Source organism: Vibrio sp. HM8-C (assembly GCF_058630515.1).
This window is the reverse complement of record NZ_JBMMKS010000021.1, coordinates 49,113-68,895: the sequence shown is the minus strand read 5'-3', so window position 1 is coordinate 68,895 and position 19,783 is coordinate 49,113. Positions and strand designations below refer to the sequence as shown.

Annotated in this window: 15 protein-coding genes; 5 read left to right on the top strand and 10 right to left on the bottom strand. The window is 43.7% G+C overall.

Annotated features, from left to right (window positions below; genetic code table 11):
* Positions 1-179 precede the first annotated feature (179 nt).
* The 6 genes from add to glnA all read right to left on the bottom strand — a co-directional run bounded on the left by add (position 180) and on the right by glnA (position 8,572).
* Positions 180-1,184 (bottom strand): adenosine deaminase, encoded by a 1,005-nt coding sequence (gene add / locus ACOSVQ_RS19045; RefSeq protein WP_491984016.1) that lies wholly within the window; start codon positions 1,182-1,184, stop codon positions 180-182.
* An 80-nt stretch (positions 1,185-1,264) separates the two neighbouring features.
* Positions 1,265-3,820, bottom strand: a complete 2,556-nt coding sequence (gepA, locus tag ACOSVQ_RS19040; RefSeq protein ID WP_491984015.1) for a phosphodiesterase GepA — start codon at positions 3,818-3,820, stop codon at positions 1,265-1,267.
* Positions 3,821-3,894: 74 nt separating this feature from the next.
* Positions 3,895-5,298 (bottom strand): nitrogen regulation protein NR(I), encoded by a 1,404-nt coding sequence (gene glnG / locus ACOSVQ_RS19035; RefSeq protein ID WP_491984013.1) that lies wholly within the window; start codon positions 5,296-5,298, stop codon positions 3,895-3,897.
* Between the two features lie 39 nt (positions 5,299-5,337).
* Positions 5,338-6,384 carry a nitrogen regulation protein NR(II) gene (gene glnL, locus ACOSVQ_RS19030; protein ID WP_165310011.1) on the bottom strand — a complete coding sequence of 349 codons (1,047 nt, stop codon included), beginning with the start codon at positions 6,382-6,384 and terminating at the stop codon, positions 5,338-5,340.
* Positions 6,385-6,518: 134 nt separating this feature from the next.
* Positions 6,519-7,067, bottom strand: coding sequence for a DUF4124 domain-containing protein (locus ACOSVQ_RS19025; RefSeq protein ID WP_491984011.1), 549 nt, complete (start codon positions 7,065-7,067; stop codon positions 6,519-6,521).
* A 95-nt stretch (positions 7,068-7,162) separates the two neighbouring features.
* On the bottom strand, positions 7,163-8,572 hold the full coding sequence (gene glnA / locus ACOSVQ_RS19020) for a glutamate--ammonia ligase (RefSeq protein WP_491984010.1): 1,410 nt from the start codon (positions 8,570-8,572) through the stop codon (positions 7,163-7,165).
* 503 nt (positions 8,573-9,075) lie between these two features.
* Here glnA and typA point away from each other — a divergent pair.
* The 4 genes from typA to ACOSVQ_RS19000 all read left to right on the top strand — a co-directional run bounded on the left by typA (position 9,076) and on the right by ACOSVQ_RS19000 (position 13,350).
* The gene (gene typA, locus ACOSVQ_RS19015) at positions 9,076-10,899 is read left to right on the top strand and encodes a translational GTPase TypA (protein ID WP_491984009.1); all 1,824 of its coding nucleotides are present in this window, start codon (positions 9,076-9,078) and stop codon (positions 10,897-10,899) included.
* A gap of 179 nt (positions 10,900-11,078) precedes the next feature.
* A complete protein-coding gene (locus ACOSVQ_RS19010) occupies positions 11,079-11,996 on the top strand; it encodes a virulence factor BrkB family protein (protein ID WP_491984007.1) in 918 nt (305 codons plus the stop codon).
* Complete coding sequence (gene dtd, locus ACOSVQ_RS19005; protein ID WP_491984006.1) at positions 11,968-12,402, top strand: D-aminoacyl-tRNA deacylase; 435 nt, start codon at positions 11,968-11,970, stop codon at positions 12,400-12,402. The genes ACOSVQ_RS19010 and dtd overlap by 29 nt, the downstream gene beginning before the upstream one ends.
* Positions 12,403-12,420: 18 nt before the next feature.
* Positions 12,421-13,350 (top strand): bifunctional GNAT family N-acetyltransferase/hotdog fold thioesterase, encoded by a 930-nt coding sequence (locus ACOSVQ_RS19000; protein ID WP_491984005.1) that lies wholly within the window; start codon positions 12,421-12,423, stop codon positions 13,348-13,350.
* Positions 13,351-13,360: 10 nt separating this feature from the next.
* Here ACOSVQ_RS19000 and ACOSVQ_RS18995 read toward each other — a convergent pair whose 3' ends face one another.
* From ACOSVQ_RS18995 to hslR, 4 genes are all read right to left on the bottom strand, one after another.
* Positions 13,361-15,238, bottom strand: coding sequence for an AsmA family protein (locus ACOSVQ_RS18995; RefSeq protein WP_491984004.1), 1,878 nt, complete (start codon positions 15,236-15,238; stop codon positions 13,361-13,363).
* A 125-nt stretch (positions 15,239-15,363) separates the two neighbouring features.
* Positions 15,364-16,992 carry a phosphoenolpyruvate carboxykinase (ATP) gene (pckA, locus tag ACOSVQ_RS18990; RefSeq protein ID WP_491984003.1) on the bottom strand — a complete coding sequence of 543 codons (1,629 nt, stop codon included), beginning with the start codon at positions 16,990-16,992 and terminating at the stop codon, positions 15,364-15,366.
* Positions 16,993-17,330: 338 nt separating this feature from the next.
* Complete coding sequence (gene hslO, locus ACOSVQ_RS18985) at positions 17,331-18,221, bottom strand: Hsp33 family molecular chaperone HslO (RefSeq protein ID WP_491984002.1); 891 nt, start codon at positions 18,219-18,221, stop codon at positions 17,331-17,333.
* 18 nt (positions 18,222-18,239) lie between these two features.
* Entirely contained in the window at positions 18,240-18,626 is a 387-nt protein-coding gene (hslR, locus tag ACOSVQ_RS18980; protein ID WP_491984001.1) for a ribosome-associated heat shock protein Hsp15, read from the bottom strand.
* 255 nt (positions 18,627-18,881) lie between these two features.
* On the opposite strand from hslR, the gene gspC reads away from it, so the two are divergent.
* A complete protein-coding gene (gspC, locus tag ACOSVQ_RS18975) occupies positions 18,882-19,757 on the top strand; it encodes a type II secretion system protein GspC (RefSeq protein ID WP_491984000.1) in 876 nt (291 codons plus the stop codon).
* Positions 19,758-19,783 lie beyond the last annotated feature (26 nt).

Here is a 19,783-nt window from a genome sequence, read left to right as displayed (position 1 = left end):
AGAAAAGCGCGGAGGTTGAGTGAAATACCTATTCTCACGGTTTGTTCTAAAGAATAAGTTCTATGACTTTTAGACTAGACTCGGTTATGTACTTCTTTTTCTACGCCAGTACACGGGGTAAATACTAAGTATAAAAAAGCCGATGCTACGGCATCGGCTTGTAAAGAGGCATATCGAAATTAAGCTCTAGAAGCTGTTTTTTGTTTTAGCTCTTCTTTCTCTGAGTCAGATAAGAATGCTAGTTCTAAGCCATTTATTTGAGCTTGGCGGATCTGGTCTTGTGAAAGACCGGCTTGAGGAGCTGCCACTTCATATTCGTATGGAAGCTCAATGCCTTCAACCGCTGGGTCATCAGTATTTAAACAAGCAAGAACACCATGTTCTAAGAATTGTTTCAGAGGGTGATTCTGTAAGCTTTCAACAGTGCTGGTTTGAATATTGGATGTTAAGCAAGACTCAATACCTATCTTATGCTCTGCTAAGTAATCCATCAGTTTAGGATCTTGAATTGCTTTTACGCCGTGTCCAATACGAGTCGCACCAAGATCTTTGATCGCTTGCCACATACTCTCTGGGCCTGCCGCTTCACCTGCGTGAACCGTGATGTTTAAACCTGAATCACGTACTTGTTTAAAGTGGCTAGTGAAGAGTTCACCAGGTTGACCCAGTTCGTCACCTGCTAAGTCCACTGCAACAATGTTATTTCGTTGAGATAGGATTGCATTAAGTTCTTGCTGACAAGCATCAGTACCAAACGTACGGCTCATGATACCGATAAGATTCGCTTTGATACCAAAGTCGCGAATACCTGCTTTTACACCATCGACAACGGCTTCTACAACGCCCTCAACAGGTAAGTTGTGTTTCATTGCCATGTAATAAGGCGAGAAACGCAGTTCCGCATAGTCAATTCGAGCATTTAGCGCATCTTCTACGTTTTCATAGGCTACACGTCGGCAAGCATCTAAATCGCCCAATACAGCGACACCCCAATCCAGTTTTGATAGAAATGCAACCAATGATGGTTCTGCTTCTACGATCTGCACATGAGGTGTTAAATCGATGATGTTGCTCGCAGGTAGTTTTACACCGAACTTTGTTCCTAAATCTAGGATCGTTTGAGTGCGAATGTTGCCATCTAAATGACGGTGTAAATCCGTTAATGGTAAGTTCTTGGTTATCATTATCTATTCCCATTGTTTATCTGGGTGAAGTATAAGAACCAATGTAGCACGTGTCAGTATCTGTTCGAGCTAAAATGGGCCTAATTTGCTGTTTTTTGCCTCATGTTAACTAAGTTTGTTGGCCACTCCTGATAAGGAATTGGCTTACTAAACAAGAACCCCTGACCTTGTGGGCAATTTAGTTGATGTAATAAGTCAACCTGCTCTTGGGTTTCTATACCTTCCGCGACTAAATGAACTTTAAAACCTTTCATCATGTTGATGATGGCTGCAACAATACTTTCTTCTAGATGATCGTGACTAAGCTGAAGAACGAAGGCTCTATCGATTTTTAAGCAATCAAAGGGCAGCTTATGCAGGTAGGACAATGAGCTGTAGCCAGTACCGAAATCATCAATAGCGATATGTATACCCAGTTTCTTCAGAGCGACCATATTGTTTAAGATGATTGGGTCGTTATCGACGATTTTTGACTCTGTAATTTCTAGAGCAAGGTTACTCGGGTTCAGTTGCGTAACCCGAAGAATTTCTTCTAGCTGCGGTAAGAACAGATAACTGGAAAGCTGACTTACCGACAAGTTTACATGCATGCGAAAATCGTGTGCCCACTTGCCTTCTTCTATTCCTTTTACTGTATCGATACAGGCTTGGAAAAGAATCTGTTCACCAATTGTGTTGATAAGGCCACTTTCCTCAGCCACTGGAATAAATTCTGTAGGAGGTACTAAGCCAAGTTCAGGAGATATCCAGCGAGCAAGTGCTTCTGCCCCCAAGACTTCTCCGCTATTAAGATCAACGATAGGTTGATAGAACGGTACAAATTCCTGTTTCTCGATAGCGACTTTAAGTTGAGTGACCATCTGTGTGCGTTTGCGAGATACACCAGCCATTTCTGGAGCATAGTAGCTGATGCGGGTTGAATCTGATTTTGCATTACTTAAAGCTATACTTCCGTTTCTTAGCCAAACGGTCATATTGGTTGAATCAAAGTTATGCACTATACCGACAGACACATTCACTGCGATCGGTTCATTCGGCATTGGATAAGGTGTCGCAAACAAATGAAGAATGCGATTAGCTTCGTCTTGGATCTCTTGTTCATCTTGAACTAGAGGCAGATATAAAGCGAACTCATCTCCACCGATTCGCGCGATGTAGGCATCTGATGCGAAGATGCTCTTTAGTCGTTGGGCAATCGCGATAAGCAGTTGGTCAGCTAATTGATGACCTAAGCTGTCATTGATATCTCTAAATTTATCAATCCCAATCAAGAACAAGCATCCATTGAGTTTTTTGAGATTACTGCAGCTTTCAACCAAACCCTCACGGCTATAAAGCTTAGTGAGAGAGTCATACACCAATTGCGTTCGTAGCGCTTTAAACGAAGCTTTTAGGTTATTTGCCATCTCACTAAAAGCGTGTACCAGTAAGCTCGTCTCGTAAATATTACCGGATTTCGGCATTGGGCTTGTCCAATCACCTCGAGCTAAATGTTGAGCAGCAGATGCCGTCGATGTAATCGGCGCGGTAATTCGATTGAAGGCTATATAGCCAATACCTATACCGAGAAGGCTGATCAACAGCCCGATGTACCAAGCATTGCGTTGGTTATATGGAACTTCACCTAGTAGCTTAGGTTCTGAAATCGATACACCTATATACCAGTGCAAGCCAAATTCATCTTCAAATGAGGTTACTTTATTGAAATAGCGATCAGCGTTGACATAAGTAACGAAATTCTGAGTCGAATCGTCTGAAGTTAGCTCCAACTCTTTGAAATGTTGTGCACTGGCTTTGACAACTGGGCTTGCATTTTCGGTTGCTAACAAGCGGGTGCCTTTAGGAGATAAGCTCGTACCCCAAGAAACGACTCCTCCGGCACTTGAATGTGCAATTAGGCGGTGTTCTTGGTCAAAAATGTAGAGGTCGGCTTCCGTTTGATGTTTCATCTCACGCAAGAAAGCATTGAACGTATCAATCTTCACGTCAGTCACTGAAACCCCTACAAACTGTCCATCTTGAAACACAGGGCTCAGTGAAGAGAGAGTGATATCTTGTCGTTCATCGGCGTTGGTATAGATTGAAGACCACATAGGCTTGTGATTTTCAGCCACCGGTGTATACCAAGGACGTACTCGAGGGTCATAGTTTTCTATCACTGAGCGAATGTTATTGCTCATGGTTTCATTCTGATAGATGACTAATTTGTTTTGCGTTCTTCGGTCTTGCACCATCAAAGTATAGCTTTGGTCGAGCTCTTTTCGGAAACCGACGTACTCAGCATTGATGCCGCCAAATCCAATCACATCCATTTGTGAAATAGATGGATAAAGATCTGAAAAATTAGAAAGGAAAAAATCCTCGATTTTTTTCGTATTACCTTTCTGGTAAAGGTGGCTGAAGCCAAGGTTATGGCTCAAGTTTAAGTTCGCGAGAAAAGGTTCTTCGAGGAAGTTATAGAGGCGCTGTTCTACGTTATTGGTGAGATAAGTCAGTTGTTTACTACTGATATCTTGAACCATCTGCTCATAGTTGGCTTTTTGGACAAAAGCAATGACACCGAACGTGACCATGAAAATGATCACGAACGGAAGCAATACAGCTGTTTTTAGTTTTATTTGCTTCTTAAAAGGCATATCCCTGATCTTAATAAAAGCACTATTCCAATACTTACAGGAAATGGCTCATCAGATGCCTTTCAGATTCAAAATCAGTATAGCTCTTTGAGTTTCCTTGTAAGCGTGTTACGACCCCAGCCTAGTACTTTTGCAGCATCTTGTTTATGACCATTCGTATGATGTAGTGCTGCTTCTAGAAGTATACGTTCGAATTCAGGTAATGCGTACGAAAGAATTTCAGTTTCTCCCGATGCAAGTGCTGATTTGGCCCATGACTCCAATTGTTTTTGCCAACTTGTGTCATTTTCAAAGTCAACGCTCTTCTTCTCTGAAATTAATTCCGAAGGAAGATCACTTGGTAGAACCTCTGAACCACTAGCCATTACGGTTAGCCAACGGCACATGTTCTCCAATTGGCGAACGTTGCCTGGCCAGTCTAATCGGTTAAGAATTTCTACAGCTTTAGGATGAAGAGTTTTCATCTCAACACCTAATTCTTTAGCGGCAAGTGCGAGGAAATGTTGAGTTAGCTTCTCGATATCTTGACGACGTTCACGTAAAGATGGGATCTGAATACGTATTACATTCAAACGATGGAACAAGTCTTCACGAAATTTACCTTGGTGAACCAGTTTCTCTAGATTTTGGTGGGTCGCTGCGACGATTCGAACATCCACTTTTATGGCTGAGTGACCACCTACTCGATAAAACTGACCATCGGCTAAAACACGAAGTAAACGAGTTTGAATGTCCAGCGGCATGTCACCGATTTCATCAAGGAACAAAGTACCGCCGTTTGCTTGTTCAAAACGACCTTGGCGCACGTTGTTAGCGCCGGTGAAGGCACCTTTCTCGTGACCAAACAGCTCTGATTCAATCAAATCTTTTGGAATCGCAGCCATGTTAAGAGCGATAAAGGGTTTCTGAGCTCGAGGGCTGTGGCGATGCAAAGCGTGAGCAACCAACTCTTTACCAGTACCCGATTCACCGTTAATCAATACAGAAATGGAAGAGCGAGACAAACGGCCTATTGCGCGGAAAACTTCCTGCATTGCCGGTGCTTCACCGATGATCTCTGGAGAGTCATAAGATTGCTCTAGTCGATTAGATTGCTCTTTACGCTGCTCTTGCCCATGGGCAATGGCGCGTTCAACCAGAGTCAGTGTTTCATCAACATCAAACGGTTTAGGTAGGTATTCAAATGCGCCTTTTTGATAAGCGTTAACGGCGGCATCCAAATCAGAATGCGCAGTCATGATGATGACTGGCAGTTCTGGTGAACGTGAGTGTACCTGATTCAGTAACTCTATACCGTCAATACCTGGCATGCGAATATCGGAAACTAACACATCAGGCGTTTCGCGCTCTAATGCCATTAAAACACTTTCTGCATCGGAAAAGGTTTCACATTTGATATTGGCTGATGAAAGGGTCTTCTCCATAACCCAGCGGATAGAACTGTCGTCATCGACAACCCATACGTATCCTTTACTCATAGTTTGATTCCTTAACAGCAAACCTTGTGACTAATGTGTCTAAATAGGTAAATAAATAGTGAATGTAGTTCTACCTGGCCAGCTTTCTACTTCGATTTTGCCATTGTGCTGGTCGATCAGGTTCTGAGATATTGATAACCCAAGTCCAGTGCCGCCTTCGCGTCCACTGACCATGGGATAAAACAAGGTGTCCTGCAGTTCCATAGGAATGCCCGGACCATTGTCAATAATCTCAATTCTGGCCACCAACTTATGTCGTTGGCCCTGAATAGTTGCTTGATGGACAGTTCTTGTGCGCAGCGTAATTTGTTGGTGTTTTTGACTCGATAATATTTGCGCTGCGTTACTGACGATATTAAGCAGAGCTTGCTCAATTTGATCGGTGTCCATCACTATGTCTGGTAGGCTCGGGTCATAATCGCGTTCAATGACCAATTCCGGGCCACCTTCAAGTTCAACAAGCTGACGAACCTTCTCTAGAATAAGGTGCAGGTTCTCTGATTTCTTTTTGCCCGGTTTTTGGGGGCCGAGTAATCGGTCAACTAAAGCTCTTAAACGGTCAGCTTGTTCAATAATGATTTGGGTATATTCGGTTAAACTTTGATCAGGAAGCATGCGCTCTAAGAGCTGAGCCGCCCCGCGTAAGCCACCTAACGGGTTTTTAATTTCATGGGCTAATCCGCGAACCAACAATTTCGCTGCTTGTTGCTGGGCATGTTGGTTTAGCTCTTGAGTGAGGCGTCTTTGCTGACCGATACGGCGCATTTCCACCAACAAATACAAGTCTTTTTCCCAAGACATTGGGCTAACGGTGACTTCAAGCATCAGCGGTTTTCCGTCTACAACAAAAGTCACATCGCTGTCAGTAATGCTTTGTCCACTTTGTAATGGCTGGGTGAGCAACGCTAAGTCCATAGACGCGTGTTGAATCAGCTTAGAAAGCGGTTGGTTGGTAATGCGTTTGGCACTTTGAGCGAACAGTTGCTCAGCTGCTGGGTTTGCATAACGGACGCACAACAATTCGTCCAACATTAAAGTGGCCGTTACGACGTTGTTTAAAATAGTGTGGCTCAGTTCTGCATTCACAGTTTCTTCCTTGTCCGTGTTCCAAAATAATGCAACGCACCTTTTTGGTGCATATAAATGTCAAGTATGGCGCAACGGTATGCAAAGAAAAAGAAAAACTCTTTGTGATATCAGGCTAATTAGTAGGTTATCGACTAATTCACGGACGCCCGATGTAGATACACCGTTACTACAGAGCTAGATGCAATAACCTTGCCGCTTCCAACTGCCTGAATTGAAAAGCGATGAGTACCTCTGTCGAGGTTTTTTAAATGCCACACCGTTTTGGTGCTTGGTGCACCAACGGGCTGTCCGTTCATCAATAATTGTAGTAGTTCTGTGTCGGAAAGGGCTCTGCTCAACCCGATATTTACGCTGATTTCGCCATTGTTGTTACGGATGGTCTCACCATCACTGGGCGATAGGGTGTCGATAACGAGTGGAACTGCTCTTTCTTGGTTGTTGGTAGATTTGGACTGTGGAGCAGATAGAGTCTTAGTCGATAAAGCGCTATTTGTGTCTGATTTTATATTAGGAATTAATAGCTGGGCTGAATCTGGGCGTGGGGTATCACTGAAATTCTGTACACCAGAATCATCTACCCATGTGTAGACTTCTTTGCTTGCAACTGAAGTCGTTACGCTCAAAAGAAGCAGTAAAAATATTCTATTTTTCAATGTGTTCTCCGATACGATGTTATCCAAGTTGGATACTCTTTATGCTAGTGAGAATTTCGTATCTGAGAATAGAAAAAAGGCCCGCCTGCGAGGCGAGCCTGATATATCGTTAAAGCGAATTCTTATACTGAGTAGTATAGTTCGAACTCTAGTGGGTGAACTGCTACGTTCACGCGTTGTACGTCTTTAGTCTTCAGCTCGATGTAAGAGTTGATGAAGTCATCAGAGAATACGCCGCCAGCAGTTAGGAACTCACGGTCATCACTTAGGTATTGCAGAGCTTGTTGTAGTGATTCTGCAACTTTTGGAATCTCTGCTTCTTCTTCTGGTGGTAGATCGTACAAGTCTTTATCCATAGCTTCGCCTGGGTGGATCTTGTTCTTGATACCGTCAAGACCAGCCATCAGCATTGCTGCAAACGCTAGGTATGGGTTTGCTGCTGGATCTGGGAAGCGAACTTCGATACGACGTGCTTTAGGGCTTGGTACCACTGGGATACGGATAGACGCAGAACGGTTACGTGCTGAGTAAGCAAGCATAACTGGCGCTTCGTAGTGAGGAACCAAACGTTTGTAAGAGTTAGTCGATGGGTTAGTCAGTGCGTTCAGTGCACGAGCGTGTTTAATGATACCGCCGATGTAGAATAGAGCAGTTTCAGATAGACCGCCGTACTTGTCGCCAGCGAATAGGTTAACACCGTCTTTCGCTAGAGATTGGTGAACGTGCATACCAGAACCGTTGTCGCCAACTAGTGGTTTAGGCATGAAAGTCGCTGTTTTACCAAATGCGTGTGCAACGTTGTGAACAACATATTTATAGATTTGGATTTCGTCAGCTTTAGCTGTTAGCGTGTTGAAACGAGTTGCGATTTCGTTCTGACCAGCAGTTGCAACTTCGTGGTGGTGCGCTTCAACAACAAGACCCATTTCTTCCATGATTAGACACATAGCAGAACGGATGTCTTGAGATGAATCAACTGGAGCTACTGGGAAGTAACCACCTTTAACGCCTGGACGGTGACCTTTGTTACCGTTTTCGTATTCAGTACCAGTGTTCCATGCCGCTTCTACGTCGTCGATCTTGAAGAAAGAACCAGACATGTCAGTTGAGAACTTAACATCGTCAAATAGGAAGAATTCTGGTTCTGGACCAACTAGAACTGTATCTGCGATACCAGTTGAACGCATGTACTCTTCAGCGCGTTTTGCGATAGAGCGTGGGTCACGGTCATAACCTTGCATTGTTGCAGGTTCTAGGATGTCACAACGGATGTTTAGCGTTGATTCTTCTGTGAATGGGTCTAGCACAGCAGATGAAGCGTCAGGCATCATCACCATGTCAGATTCATTAATACCTTTCCAGCCAGCAACTGATGAACCATCGAACATTTTGCCATCTTCGAAGAAGTCTGCATCAATTTGGTGAGCAGGGATCGAAATGTGTTGCTCTTTACCTTTTGTATCTGTGAAACGTAGGTCCACAAACTTAACTTCGTTTTCTTGAATCAGCGATAGTACGTTTTCTACTGACATCTCGGATAACCTCCAGTGTTAATAAAGCGATTTGGGCTCGAATCAAAATTAGTTTCTTGCATTAATCGGTGCTTAAACCCATCTTAATCGATGTTGGTCACATGCTTGCGATATTCGTGCCAAACATTTTAGATAATACATATCAATGAGTTACTAGCATTATGTTTTTTTTGGTGCTTTCTGGTGCACCAAAAAGATCCTTGAGTGAACTAAATTGGTGCATCTGGTTGTGCAGTGCACCAATTTCTATCAAAGCGTACACTATTCACACAATGATTCACTCACTTTTTTCCATTGTATGAACTTTAATTTGTCACGGTTTGTTTAAAATCAGTTTAACGACTAGGCTCTATAGAGTGAAAATCAGCGTGATGGATCACATATTCCTAGGTTTTTCGCCAAAATCTGGTACATTATTGCCCGTTTTTTGAACCAAATTTAAGGCTACGTCTTTACATCGTGTAAAGGCGGGCCATTTTGTGTATATAAGTGAAGCAAATTCCATGGCTACTCCACAGATAGATAAATTAAGAAATATCGCGATCATCGCGCACGTTGACCACGGTAAAACTACCCTTGTTGATAAACTACTCCAGCAATCTGGTACGTTAGAATCACGTGGTGACATCGAAGAGCGAGTCATGGACTCGAACGACATCGAGAAAGAACGTGGTATCACAATTCTTGCTAAAAACACAGCAATTAACTGGAACGACTACCGCATCAACATCGTAGATACTCCGGGACACGCGGACTTCGGTGGTGAAGTAGAACGTATCATGTCTATGGTTGACTGCGTATGTTTGATCGTTGACGCGGTTGACGGCCCAATGCCACAGACTCGTTTCGTAACGCAAAAAGCATTTGCTCACGGCTTGAGACCAATTGTTGTTATCAACAAAATTGACCGTCCAGGTGCTCGTCCTGATTGGGTTATGGACCAAGTGTTCGACCTATTCGACAACCTAGGTGCAACTGACGAACAGTTAGATTTCCAAGTTGTTTACGCTTCAGCTCTTAACGGTTGGGCTACTCTTGAAGAAGGCGCAACTGGCGAGAACATGGAACCATTGTTCCAAGCTATCGTTGACAACGTTGAGCCACCACAAGTTGATCTTGACGGCCCACTTCAAATGCAGATCTCTCAGCTTGATTACAGCTCATATGTGGGTGTAATCGGTGTTGGTCGTGTAACTCGTGGTAAAGTAAGACCAAATCAACAAGTGACTGTTGTTGGTGCTGACGGTAAGAAACGTAACGGTAAAGTAGGTACAGTTCTAGGCTACCTAGGTCTACAACGTTCTGAAACAGATCTAGCAACTGCTGGCGATATCGTTGCTATTACTGGTCTTGGTGAGCTTAAAATCTCTGACACTATCTGTGATGTGAACGCAGTTGAAGCACTTCCAGCACTGAGTGTTGACGAGCCAACGGTTACTATGACTTTCCAAGTAAACAACTCTCCGTTTGCTGGTAAAGAAGGTAAGTTTGTTACTTCACGTAACATTCTAGAGCGTCTTGAAAAAGAATTGGTGCACAACGTAGCGTTACGTGTTGAGCAAACTGAAGACCCAGATAAGTTCCGTGTGTCTGGTCGTGGTGAGCTTCACCTGTCTATTCTGATTGAAAACATGCGTCGTGAAGGTTTCGAACTTGCAGTATCTCGTCCAGAAGTAATTCTGAAAGAAGAAGACGGTCAGCTAATGGAACCGTTTGAAACTGTAACGATCGACGTTCAAGAAGAGCACCAAGGCGGTATCATGGAGAAAATCGGCATGCGTAAAGGCGAGTTGAAAGATATGTCTCCAGACGGTAAAGGTCGTGTGCGTCTTGACTTCATCATGCCTTCTCGTGGTCTGATTGGTTTCCAAACAGAGTTCATGACTCTGACTTCGGGTTCTGGTCTTCTATACCATACGTTTGATCACTATGGTCCACACAAAGGTGGAGACATTGGTCAGCGTGTTAACGGCGTACTGATTTCTAACGGTGCTGGTAAAGCACTGACAAACGCACTGTTCAACCTGCAAGATCGTGGTCGTTTATTTATCGGCCATGGTGTGGAAGTTTACGAAGGTATGGTTATCGGTATTCACAGCCGTGACAACGACCTGACAGTAAACCCTCTTAAAGGTAAACAGCTAACTAACATGCGTGCATCAGGTACGGATGAAGCGCAGGTACTTACTACGCCAATCACTATGACACTTGAGCAAGCTCTAGAGTTCATCGATGACGACGAGCTAGTAGAAGTAACACCAGAGAGCATTCGTGTTCGTAAACGTCACCTGACTGAAAACGACCGTAAACGTGCATCTCGTAGTTAATTGATTTCTAACTGCTAACGTTTCCAAAGCCCCGAGCTGTTAAAGTTCGGGGCTTTTTGTTTTTGTCGTTTGTATGTAAGAATAGCTTGGCAAAGTAATAATGAATCAATGAGTTAAGCAAATTTTCACTTCATCGCTTAAAATGAACAGGTGATGTGAAATCCCACCTTTAGGAGAGTATGTTGAACTTACCGTACTTAGCTAGGCAGAGCTTTGCGTTTAGCCGTTACCTGCTTTTGAGAGTCAAGCATGACCGAGTGAATGTAAACGCTGGCTATTTGGCCTACATCACTTTGCTTTCTATTGTGCCGATGTTCACTGTATCACTCGCTATCATGTCATCTTTTGAGATCTTCTCTAACGTGGGTGAGGTGCTGCAAGATTTCGTGATAGAGCATTTTGTTCCCGCTGCGGGTTTAGCTGTGCGTACCGCTTTGTCTGAGTTCATCGCCAACACTGCGAAAATGACTGCCGTGGGTGGTGTGTTTTTGTTTGTTGCAGCACTAATGCTGATTTCCAATATTGATAAGAACTTAAATTACATATGGCGAGTGAAGAACAAACGCCGCGTGGTTTTCTCATTTTCTATGTATTGGATGATATTGACGCTGGGACCTCTCTTATTGGGTGCAAGCATCGCGATGACGTCATATATCACTTCGCTTAAAATCATCAATAGTGAGGCTCTGGTTGGCGTTTATACCCTGTTCTTGCGCTGGCTTCCGTTCTTACTCTCATTTTTCGCTTTTTCGGGTTTGTACTTATTAGTTCCCAATAAAAAGGTCTATATTTATCATTCTCTTGCTGGTGCGCTGGTGGCAGCTGTTCTGTTTGAGCTAAGTAAAAAGGCGTTTGCCGCTTACATCACCCATTTCCCTTCTTATCAGTTGATTTATGGGGCGCTGGCTGCAATACCAATTTTGTTCGTCTGGATATATTTGTGCTGGGTGATCGTATTGATTGGGGCAGAAGTCACGGCTGCGTTAGGTGAGCGCGAGTGCTGGAGTGAAGAAGAAGACGTGCTAAACTCGTGTTCCCTTTCAAGTGATGACAAGGAAGAGAATTCCAGTGATAGCGTTGATTCAACGAGTAAGTGAAGCTGCAGTACGCGTCGACGGTGAAGTAGTCGGTGAAATCGAAAAAGGCTTATTGGTATTGTTAGGTGTTGAGCGTGAAGATGACGAAGCGAAAGCTAAGCGTTTGATGGAGCGCGTGACTTCCTACCGAGTATTTGAAGACGAAGCTGGCAAAATGAATTTAAGTGTGAAAGATGTGGGAGGCAGCGTGTTAGTTGTTTCTCAATTCACGCTACCAGCTGATACAAAAAAAGGGACACGTGCGGGGTTTTCTCGTGGTGCTCACCCACAAGACGCTGAGCGTCTGTACGATTATTTTTCTGACTTATGTGAAGGTGTTTTGCCAACAGAGCGAGGACGCTTTGCTGCAGACATGAAGGTTTCACTGGTCAATGATGGGCCTGTAACGTTCTGGTTGCAGGTATAAATTTTAGGAACGGAATCTATGTTTAAACTTATTACGCCGACTACGGATAATCAGCTCAATAAGTATTACCACTTCCGCTGGCAGATGTTGCGAGAGCCTTGGCGAATGCCGATCGGCTCTGAGCGCGACGAATATGACCCTATGAGTCATCACCGAATGATTGTCGATGGTAGAGGAAGACCTATCGCAATCGGTCGTCTATACATTACACCAGACAGCGAAGGTCAAATTCGTTATATGGCAGTAAAATCGACACGTCGCAGCAAAGGTATGGGGTCGTTAGTTTTAGTCGCTTTAGAGTCATTGGCTCGTCAGGAAGGTGCAAAGCGTCTGGTCTGTAATGCTCGGGAAGATGCGATTTCATTTTATGAAAAGAATGGCTTTGAACGTCGTGGCGAATTGAACGATGAGCGCGGGCCTGTTCGTCACCAACAGATGGTTAAACATCTCGATCCAATGGCTGATGTGTTACGCAAACCTGAATGGTGTACGGAGCTTCAGGAGCGTTGGGCTACTCAAATTCCTATCAGTGACAAAATGGGTATAAAGGTTCAGCAATATACGGGCTATCAATTCCAGTGCTGTGCGCAAATAAACCCAAACCTGAATCCTCATAACACTATGTTTGCTGGCTCAGCATTTACCTTAGCAACTTTAACCGGTTGGGGGATGGCATGGCTTCTGATGAGAGAGCGTGGCTTAGAAGGGGATATCGTGCTGGTGGATAGCAGTATTCGTTACCGTCACCCTGTTGTTCATAATCCAGTTGCTTCAACGTCTTTGGATGGTATTAGTGGTGATTTGGATCGCTTAGCTTCAGGTCGTAAAGCTCGTATTGTGGTCAATGTGAACATATCGAGTGGCGATATTGAGGCGGTGGCCTTTGTCGGTACATATATGCTGATTCCCAACTATCAAGAGATCCTGAAGAAAGCAGGCGCTCATTAAATCGTTGGGTTTAATTTGAACAAGGTTGAAAATCCTGTTTGTCGCCAATTAAGTCATAACTCACTTTCTCACAGCCCTGTGCGACATTAATTTCAAATTGCCCTTCTTGAGGTGACACCAAATCAAGTTGGGCAACGATGTCAGCTTCCAAACCTGCACCTTTCAAGGCAGTCTTAGCAAGACTGATTCGCCCTCTATCAGCCATAAGCTTGAGGTTATCCACTTCAAAAGGCTGAATGACGAGAGAATTTGGACTTTGAATACTCATAACTCCATCTCGCAAGCTCGCGTTGAGCTCTCCTGAGATTGAGTGGGCTAGCATCGAATAGTCACCGGCTAAGCCTTCAGCATTGATATCAAACTCAGCTGTAGCATCAATTTTGACAGGCAGTTTGATGAAGTGATTGATAACCGGAAACGGTAATCCATCAGCATGTGCAGTCAAAGACCAAGGGGCACTAGGTTGCGAGAAGTCCCAGCTCGCATTCGCTTCAAGATAACCTTTTTCAAGTGGAATAAAGGCTCTCTCTAGTTGCCACTTACCTTTATCACTGCTCATTTCAATGACACCTTGTGTGCTCACTAGCTCACCAATGCTTGCACTGTTGGCACTCATGTTGAGCTCACCGTTCCACAATCCCCATTGTGCGTTTTTAACCAATTGAGTTGCTGAGCCTTCAACGGTTAAACCTGACAGTTGCCAAAATGGCTTGTTGATGAGCTGAATGAGTTGCAAGTTATTGATGTTTAGGCTGTCTATGGTCAGATTATTGAGCTGTGGCCATTGTTGTGGTATCCAGGCTAGGTCTTGTTGTGATTCTGCAAACCACTTAACACCACTTACATTGAGCTGTTTAAAGTGAACGCTATTCGGTGTCACTGTCCCAGATAAGCGCACGCTGCCTTGCAAAATTTCTGTTGAAAAATCGCTGATGGAAATGGTTTGGTCTGAAAAATCGAGCTTAATACTGGGTTCAATCCATTGTGTGCCTTTCCACGAAATGGAATCGGCATTTAACGACAAATAGCCTTTGTCTTGTTGCCAGAGTGACTTATTAAGGGAAAGGTTCTCCAATGATGCTGCTAAGTTCTCTAAAGCGAATCCAGCAACGCTAAGTTGGCTGTTAAGAATATCTAAGCTGTTAATGTGGCTAATGTATTTGATTGCTTGCTGCCATACTTTATCAGCCTTGCTGTTTAAGGATTCAGGCAGGCTTAAATGGCTGATGGTGGTATTGATGAGCGACCATCCCGATTCAAATTGTTCTGCTTGGCCTGAAAAGTCGCCACCTCGCCATTTGAATGAAGCACCATATACTGTGCTGTCGGATGGTTTGTAGTCCGCGTCAATCAGAATTTTATCGAAGGCTTCTCCATCCCAGTAAAACTGATCCGCAGAGAGCTGAAGTTCACCGTAGGGCAGTAATTGCTCAGTATCGTTCCACGAAGGATGTTTAACCTGAAGATTGACTCCGCGTGCAATTAATCCTTGCTGTGAAAAGTCCACGTTGTGGAGGGCAAGTTGGTTCAGTTCTAGATTATGAAGGAAGTTTGAGGCCGGTAAGCCTTGGGAAAAGTTAGCTCCGTCGAGCAGTAGACTGTCTATGACTAACTTATCTTGCTTAATGAGTTTTTCGTTTAACCAGATATCGACTTTGGAAAAGGCGATAGGTTTTACATCGGTTTCTATGCTTACGTTATGCAGAGTAAAGTGCGCTGGGTATTCATAGTCGAGTTCAGAAAACGAGAGTTGATTTGGCCATAGTTGGTGAGTTAGCCACTGAGCTGAAGGCGTGAAATAGCGGGTGTGCATAACACCAAACACTACTAACGTTAAAGTAAGTAGTAAGGCTATAACTCCAATCCCTAGGGCTAACAGCTTTTTCATGGCTTTGTATCGGCTAAACGGAACAAGATAACAGCTTTGATCAAATATCGATTCGCTTCAACAAAAAAGCCCCTAAAAATAGGGGCTTGCTAAGTTTTTTAAGCTTGAAAGCTTAGCTTTCAGGTTTAGTCTAGTTGTGGACCTGCTGCAACCAGAGCTTTACCTTCAGCGTTATCCGTGTACTTGTCGAAGTTGTTGATAAAGCGCGTCGCAAGATCTTTTGCTTTGCTTTCCCATTGTAGTGGGTCAACGTAAGTATCTCGTGGGTCTAGAATTGTTGGGTCAACACCTGGTAGCGCTGTTGGGATTTCTAAGTTGAAGATAGGAACGTGTTTGGTTTTCGCTTCTTCAATAGAGCCATCTAGAATCGCATCAATAATGCCGCGAGTATCTTGAATAGAGATACGTTTGCCTGAACCGTTCCAACCTGTATTCACTAGGTAAGCTTCAGCACCAACGGCTTCCATTCGTTTCACTAACACTTCTGCATATTGAGTTGGGTGTAGCGTTAGGAACGCTGCGCCAAAACAAGCAGAGAAAGTTGGTGTTGGTTCGGTAATACCACGTTCAGTACCTGCAAGTTTTGCAGTGAAACCTGAAAGGAAGTGGTACTTAGTTTGCTCTGGAGTCAACTTAGACACTGGTGGTAGCACACCGAATGCATCAGCAGACAAGAAGATAACTTTGTTTGCGTGACCGCCTTTTGAAATCGGCTTCACGATATTATCGATATGATAGATAGGGTAAGAAACACGAGTGTTCTCTGTTTTCGAACCGTCATCGAAATCGATAGAACCATCACCGCGTACGGTTACGTTTTCTAGCAGAGCGTCACGACGAATAGCGTTGTAGATATCTGGCTCTGCTTCTTTAGAAAGCTTGATGGTCTTCGCGTAACAGCCGCCTTCAAAGTTGAACACACCGTCATCATCCCAACCGTGTTCGTCATCACCGATAAGTGCGCGTTTTGGATCTGTAGAAAGCGTGGTTTTACCTGTGCCAGACAGACCAAAGAAAATCGCAACGTCGCCATCTTTACCCATGTTCGCAGAACAGTGCATAGAAGCAATGCCTTGAAGAGGAAGGAAGTAGTTCATCATTGCGAACATACCTTTCTTCATTTCGCCGCCGTACCAAGTTCCACCGATAAGCTGCATTTTTTCAGTCAGGTTAAACACGGTGAAGTTTTCAGAGTTCAGACCATGCTCTTGCCACTTGGTATTGGTGCATTTTGCGCCGTTCATAACAACGAAATCAGGTTTGAAATTCGCTAATTCTTCATCGCTTGGGCGGATGAACATGTTTTTAACGAAGTGTGCTTGCCAAGCTACTTCAGTAATAAAGCGCACACATAAACGCGTATCGGCGTTAGCGCCACAATAACCGTCAAATACAAACAGACGTTTGCCAGAAAGTTGTTTGTTCACTTGAGCTTTCAAGTCGTTCCAAATTTCTTGGCTAATTGGTTTGTTATCGTTTTTCGCTTGCTCTGATGTCCACCATAGTGTGTCACGAGTGGTGTCATCTTTAACGATAAACTTATCTTTAGGTGAGCGACCAGTAAAGATACCAGTGTCTACTGCTACTGCACCCAGTTCAGTGACTACGCCTTTTTCGTAGCCTTCTAAGTCTGAGCGTGTTTCTTCAGCGAATAACGTTTCGTAACTTGGGTTGTGTATCACTTCAGTTACGTTAGTTATTCCGTATTGGGTTAGGTCTAATTGTGCAGCCTTTGTATGTTCCATAACGGTCATAGGTGCTCCTTATAAGGATTTTTGTAGGGATTTTGTAATAATGTTTTTAATTGTTATCTGCTAACCATGCTAACAACGGGTCTGGGAGAAAACAGGGAGATAGTTCAAAAAATATCCACTTACTTCCTATGGTTTTAGGTAACTCGTCACATATCTTAGCCCGAGTATTTTATCTTGTTGTTGACCGGAGATACCAGAGAAAATCGTTAATAATGGCTAGAAATTAAGTATGCTATACGGTGCTTGTGAGCCTTGATTTTATTAGGTTTCGATCACAAAAAAAGCCAGCGCTAGGCTGGCTCTTATGCAAGAATTACGTGCTTGTTAATTCTAGTGAATTAATGCAGTGTTTTTGAGTCACTTTGTGCTTGTGAATACAACTCAGCAACTTGTGCTGAATCGAAAGAATACGTTGTGCCACAGTAATCACAATGTAAAGAAACCGATCCTTCCTCTGCCAAAATGTCGTTTATTTCATCTCGAGAGATAGTGACAATTGCAGCACCGCTGCGATCACGTGAACAGCCACAAAGGAATTCAACATCTTGAGGTTCAAACAGTTTTACTTGCTCTTGGTTGTATAAGCGGTATAGCAACTCGTTTGCTTCAAGAGTGAACAGTTCCTCGTTTTTCACTGTATTTGTTAGCTGCTCTAAGTGCTCAAAATCATCCGGTGAGCCAGTGCCATCTGGAACAACTTGCAGCAGCATGCCCGCAGCATGACGTTTACCTTCGTGTTCGCCAGTACGAATCCATAAACGGGTTTTTAATTGCTCAGAGCGCATGAAGTAGTTTTCAATCACTTGGGCAATGTTGTCACCTTCAAGACCGACAACTCCTTGGTAACGTTCACCTTTCTTCGGCTCAATCGTAATCACCAAATGGCCTTTACCCATTAAATCGTGCAAGCCAGCATCATCGGCGATGTCGCCTTCCCAGCGAGCTACGCCGCGAATACGCTGGTTGTTATCGCCATTGATAACCGCTAGAGATACCGGGCCATTACCTTGCAATTGCATGGTGATAGAACCTTCGAACTTAAGTGTTGCTGTTAATAGTGTGGTAGCAACCAAAAGTTCGCCCAACAAAGTTTGAATCGGTGCTGGGTATTCCTTGCTCGTGATGATCTGTTGGTATGCTTTGTCTAGCTGTACGAGCTCACCACGAACTGATAAGTCTTCAAATATGTAGCGATTTAATACGTTAGTCGCCTTTGCGCTTGTAGTCATAAGGAATAATCCGGCTATTTACTGATGTTTAAATTTTAGAAGATCTCGACGCTGTTTTTTATCTGGGCGGCGATCTGGACTTGGGTTGTGAGCATTTAACTTGCGGGCTAACGCATGACGCTCACGTTTTTCAATACTCTCAGGCGTTTCTGAATAGAGGGTTTGTGCTTCCGGTGCGCCGCGCCTTTGATCCGAAACCTTTTCAATGGTAACGGTTTTTTCTTCTTGACCTTGGCGCAGAGTAATCACTGCACCAAGCTCGACAATTTTGCTTGGTTTTGAACGTTGACCATTATAGTGAACTTTGCCGCCATCGACCATGTCTCGTGCAATAGAGCGTGTTTTATAGAATCTTGCAGCCCAAAGCCATTTATCGAGCCGAACTGCTTCGCTAGTGGAACTCATTTTGCTTAATGCCCTCTAATCAGTGCTCTTTAGTCTCCGATGGGGGATAAAGTGGTGCTTAATCGGCATATTTTCAACCGAATCGAAAATTTAATAATAGAAAAAAACATGCTCTATTGTTTAATGTTATATTGTTCGACTACTGTTTATTGAGGCGACAGTAGGTATGGAATGAATAAAATCAAACGATTAATGAAGGAAAAGTGGCAAGAATGCGGTTAGGCAATTTTATTTTCGACAGCGTGGCAAATTAATATGTTGAAAAATATCTCTCTATGGCAAAACCCTATCAGTGTCATTCTTACCGTTGTCTTGATTTCGGCGTCAGCATGGATGTTGGGCAAAATGATCTGGATGGTGCAAAGTGAGCCTGTCGTGATTTCCCAATGGAGCCCTTCTACGGGTGGTTCGGCGCTACAAGATCGTACTAGTGTTGATATTGACGCCTTGCAAAAAGGCAACATATTTGGCCAATACTCAGAATCTGTTCCTGTCGTTGAAACACCTCAAGTCGTTGATGCACCGAAAACACGTTTGAATCTCGTTCTTGTAGGCGTTGTTGCAAGCAGTGACGCTAACAAAAACCTCGCGGTGATTGCCAATAAAGGTGCTCAGTCTACCTATGGCATCAATGAAGTGATTGAAGGTACAAGAGCCAAGTTAAAAGCCGTATTTCCTGACCGCGTGATTATTGATAACTCTGGACGCGATGAAACTTTGATGTTGGATGGTATCGATTACTCCAAACGTAGCGACAGCGCTAACTCTAGCAGTGACCGACCTAGAGCACCTCGCTCGGCTGCCAGTGAAGTGAAGAGTGATGAAGATAAGCTAGACACTATTCGTCAAGCCATCCTTAAGAACCCACAAGAAATTTTCCAATATGTTCGTCTTTCTCAAGTGAAAGAAGAGGACAACATTGTTGGTTACCGAGTAAGCCCAGGTAAAGATTCAGCATTGTTTGACTCTGTTGGCTTACAAAACGGTGATATAGCGATTGAATTTAACGGGTTTGATTTAACCAAGCCTGACGTAATGAATGATTTAGCATCTGCGGTGTCAGAGATGACAGAGATTAATCTGTCCGTTCTACGCGACGGCCAGCAGCATGATATCTATATACCATTGTAATACTGACGCATCAGCTTCAGCTTAGG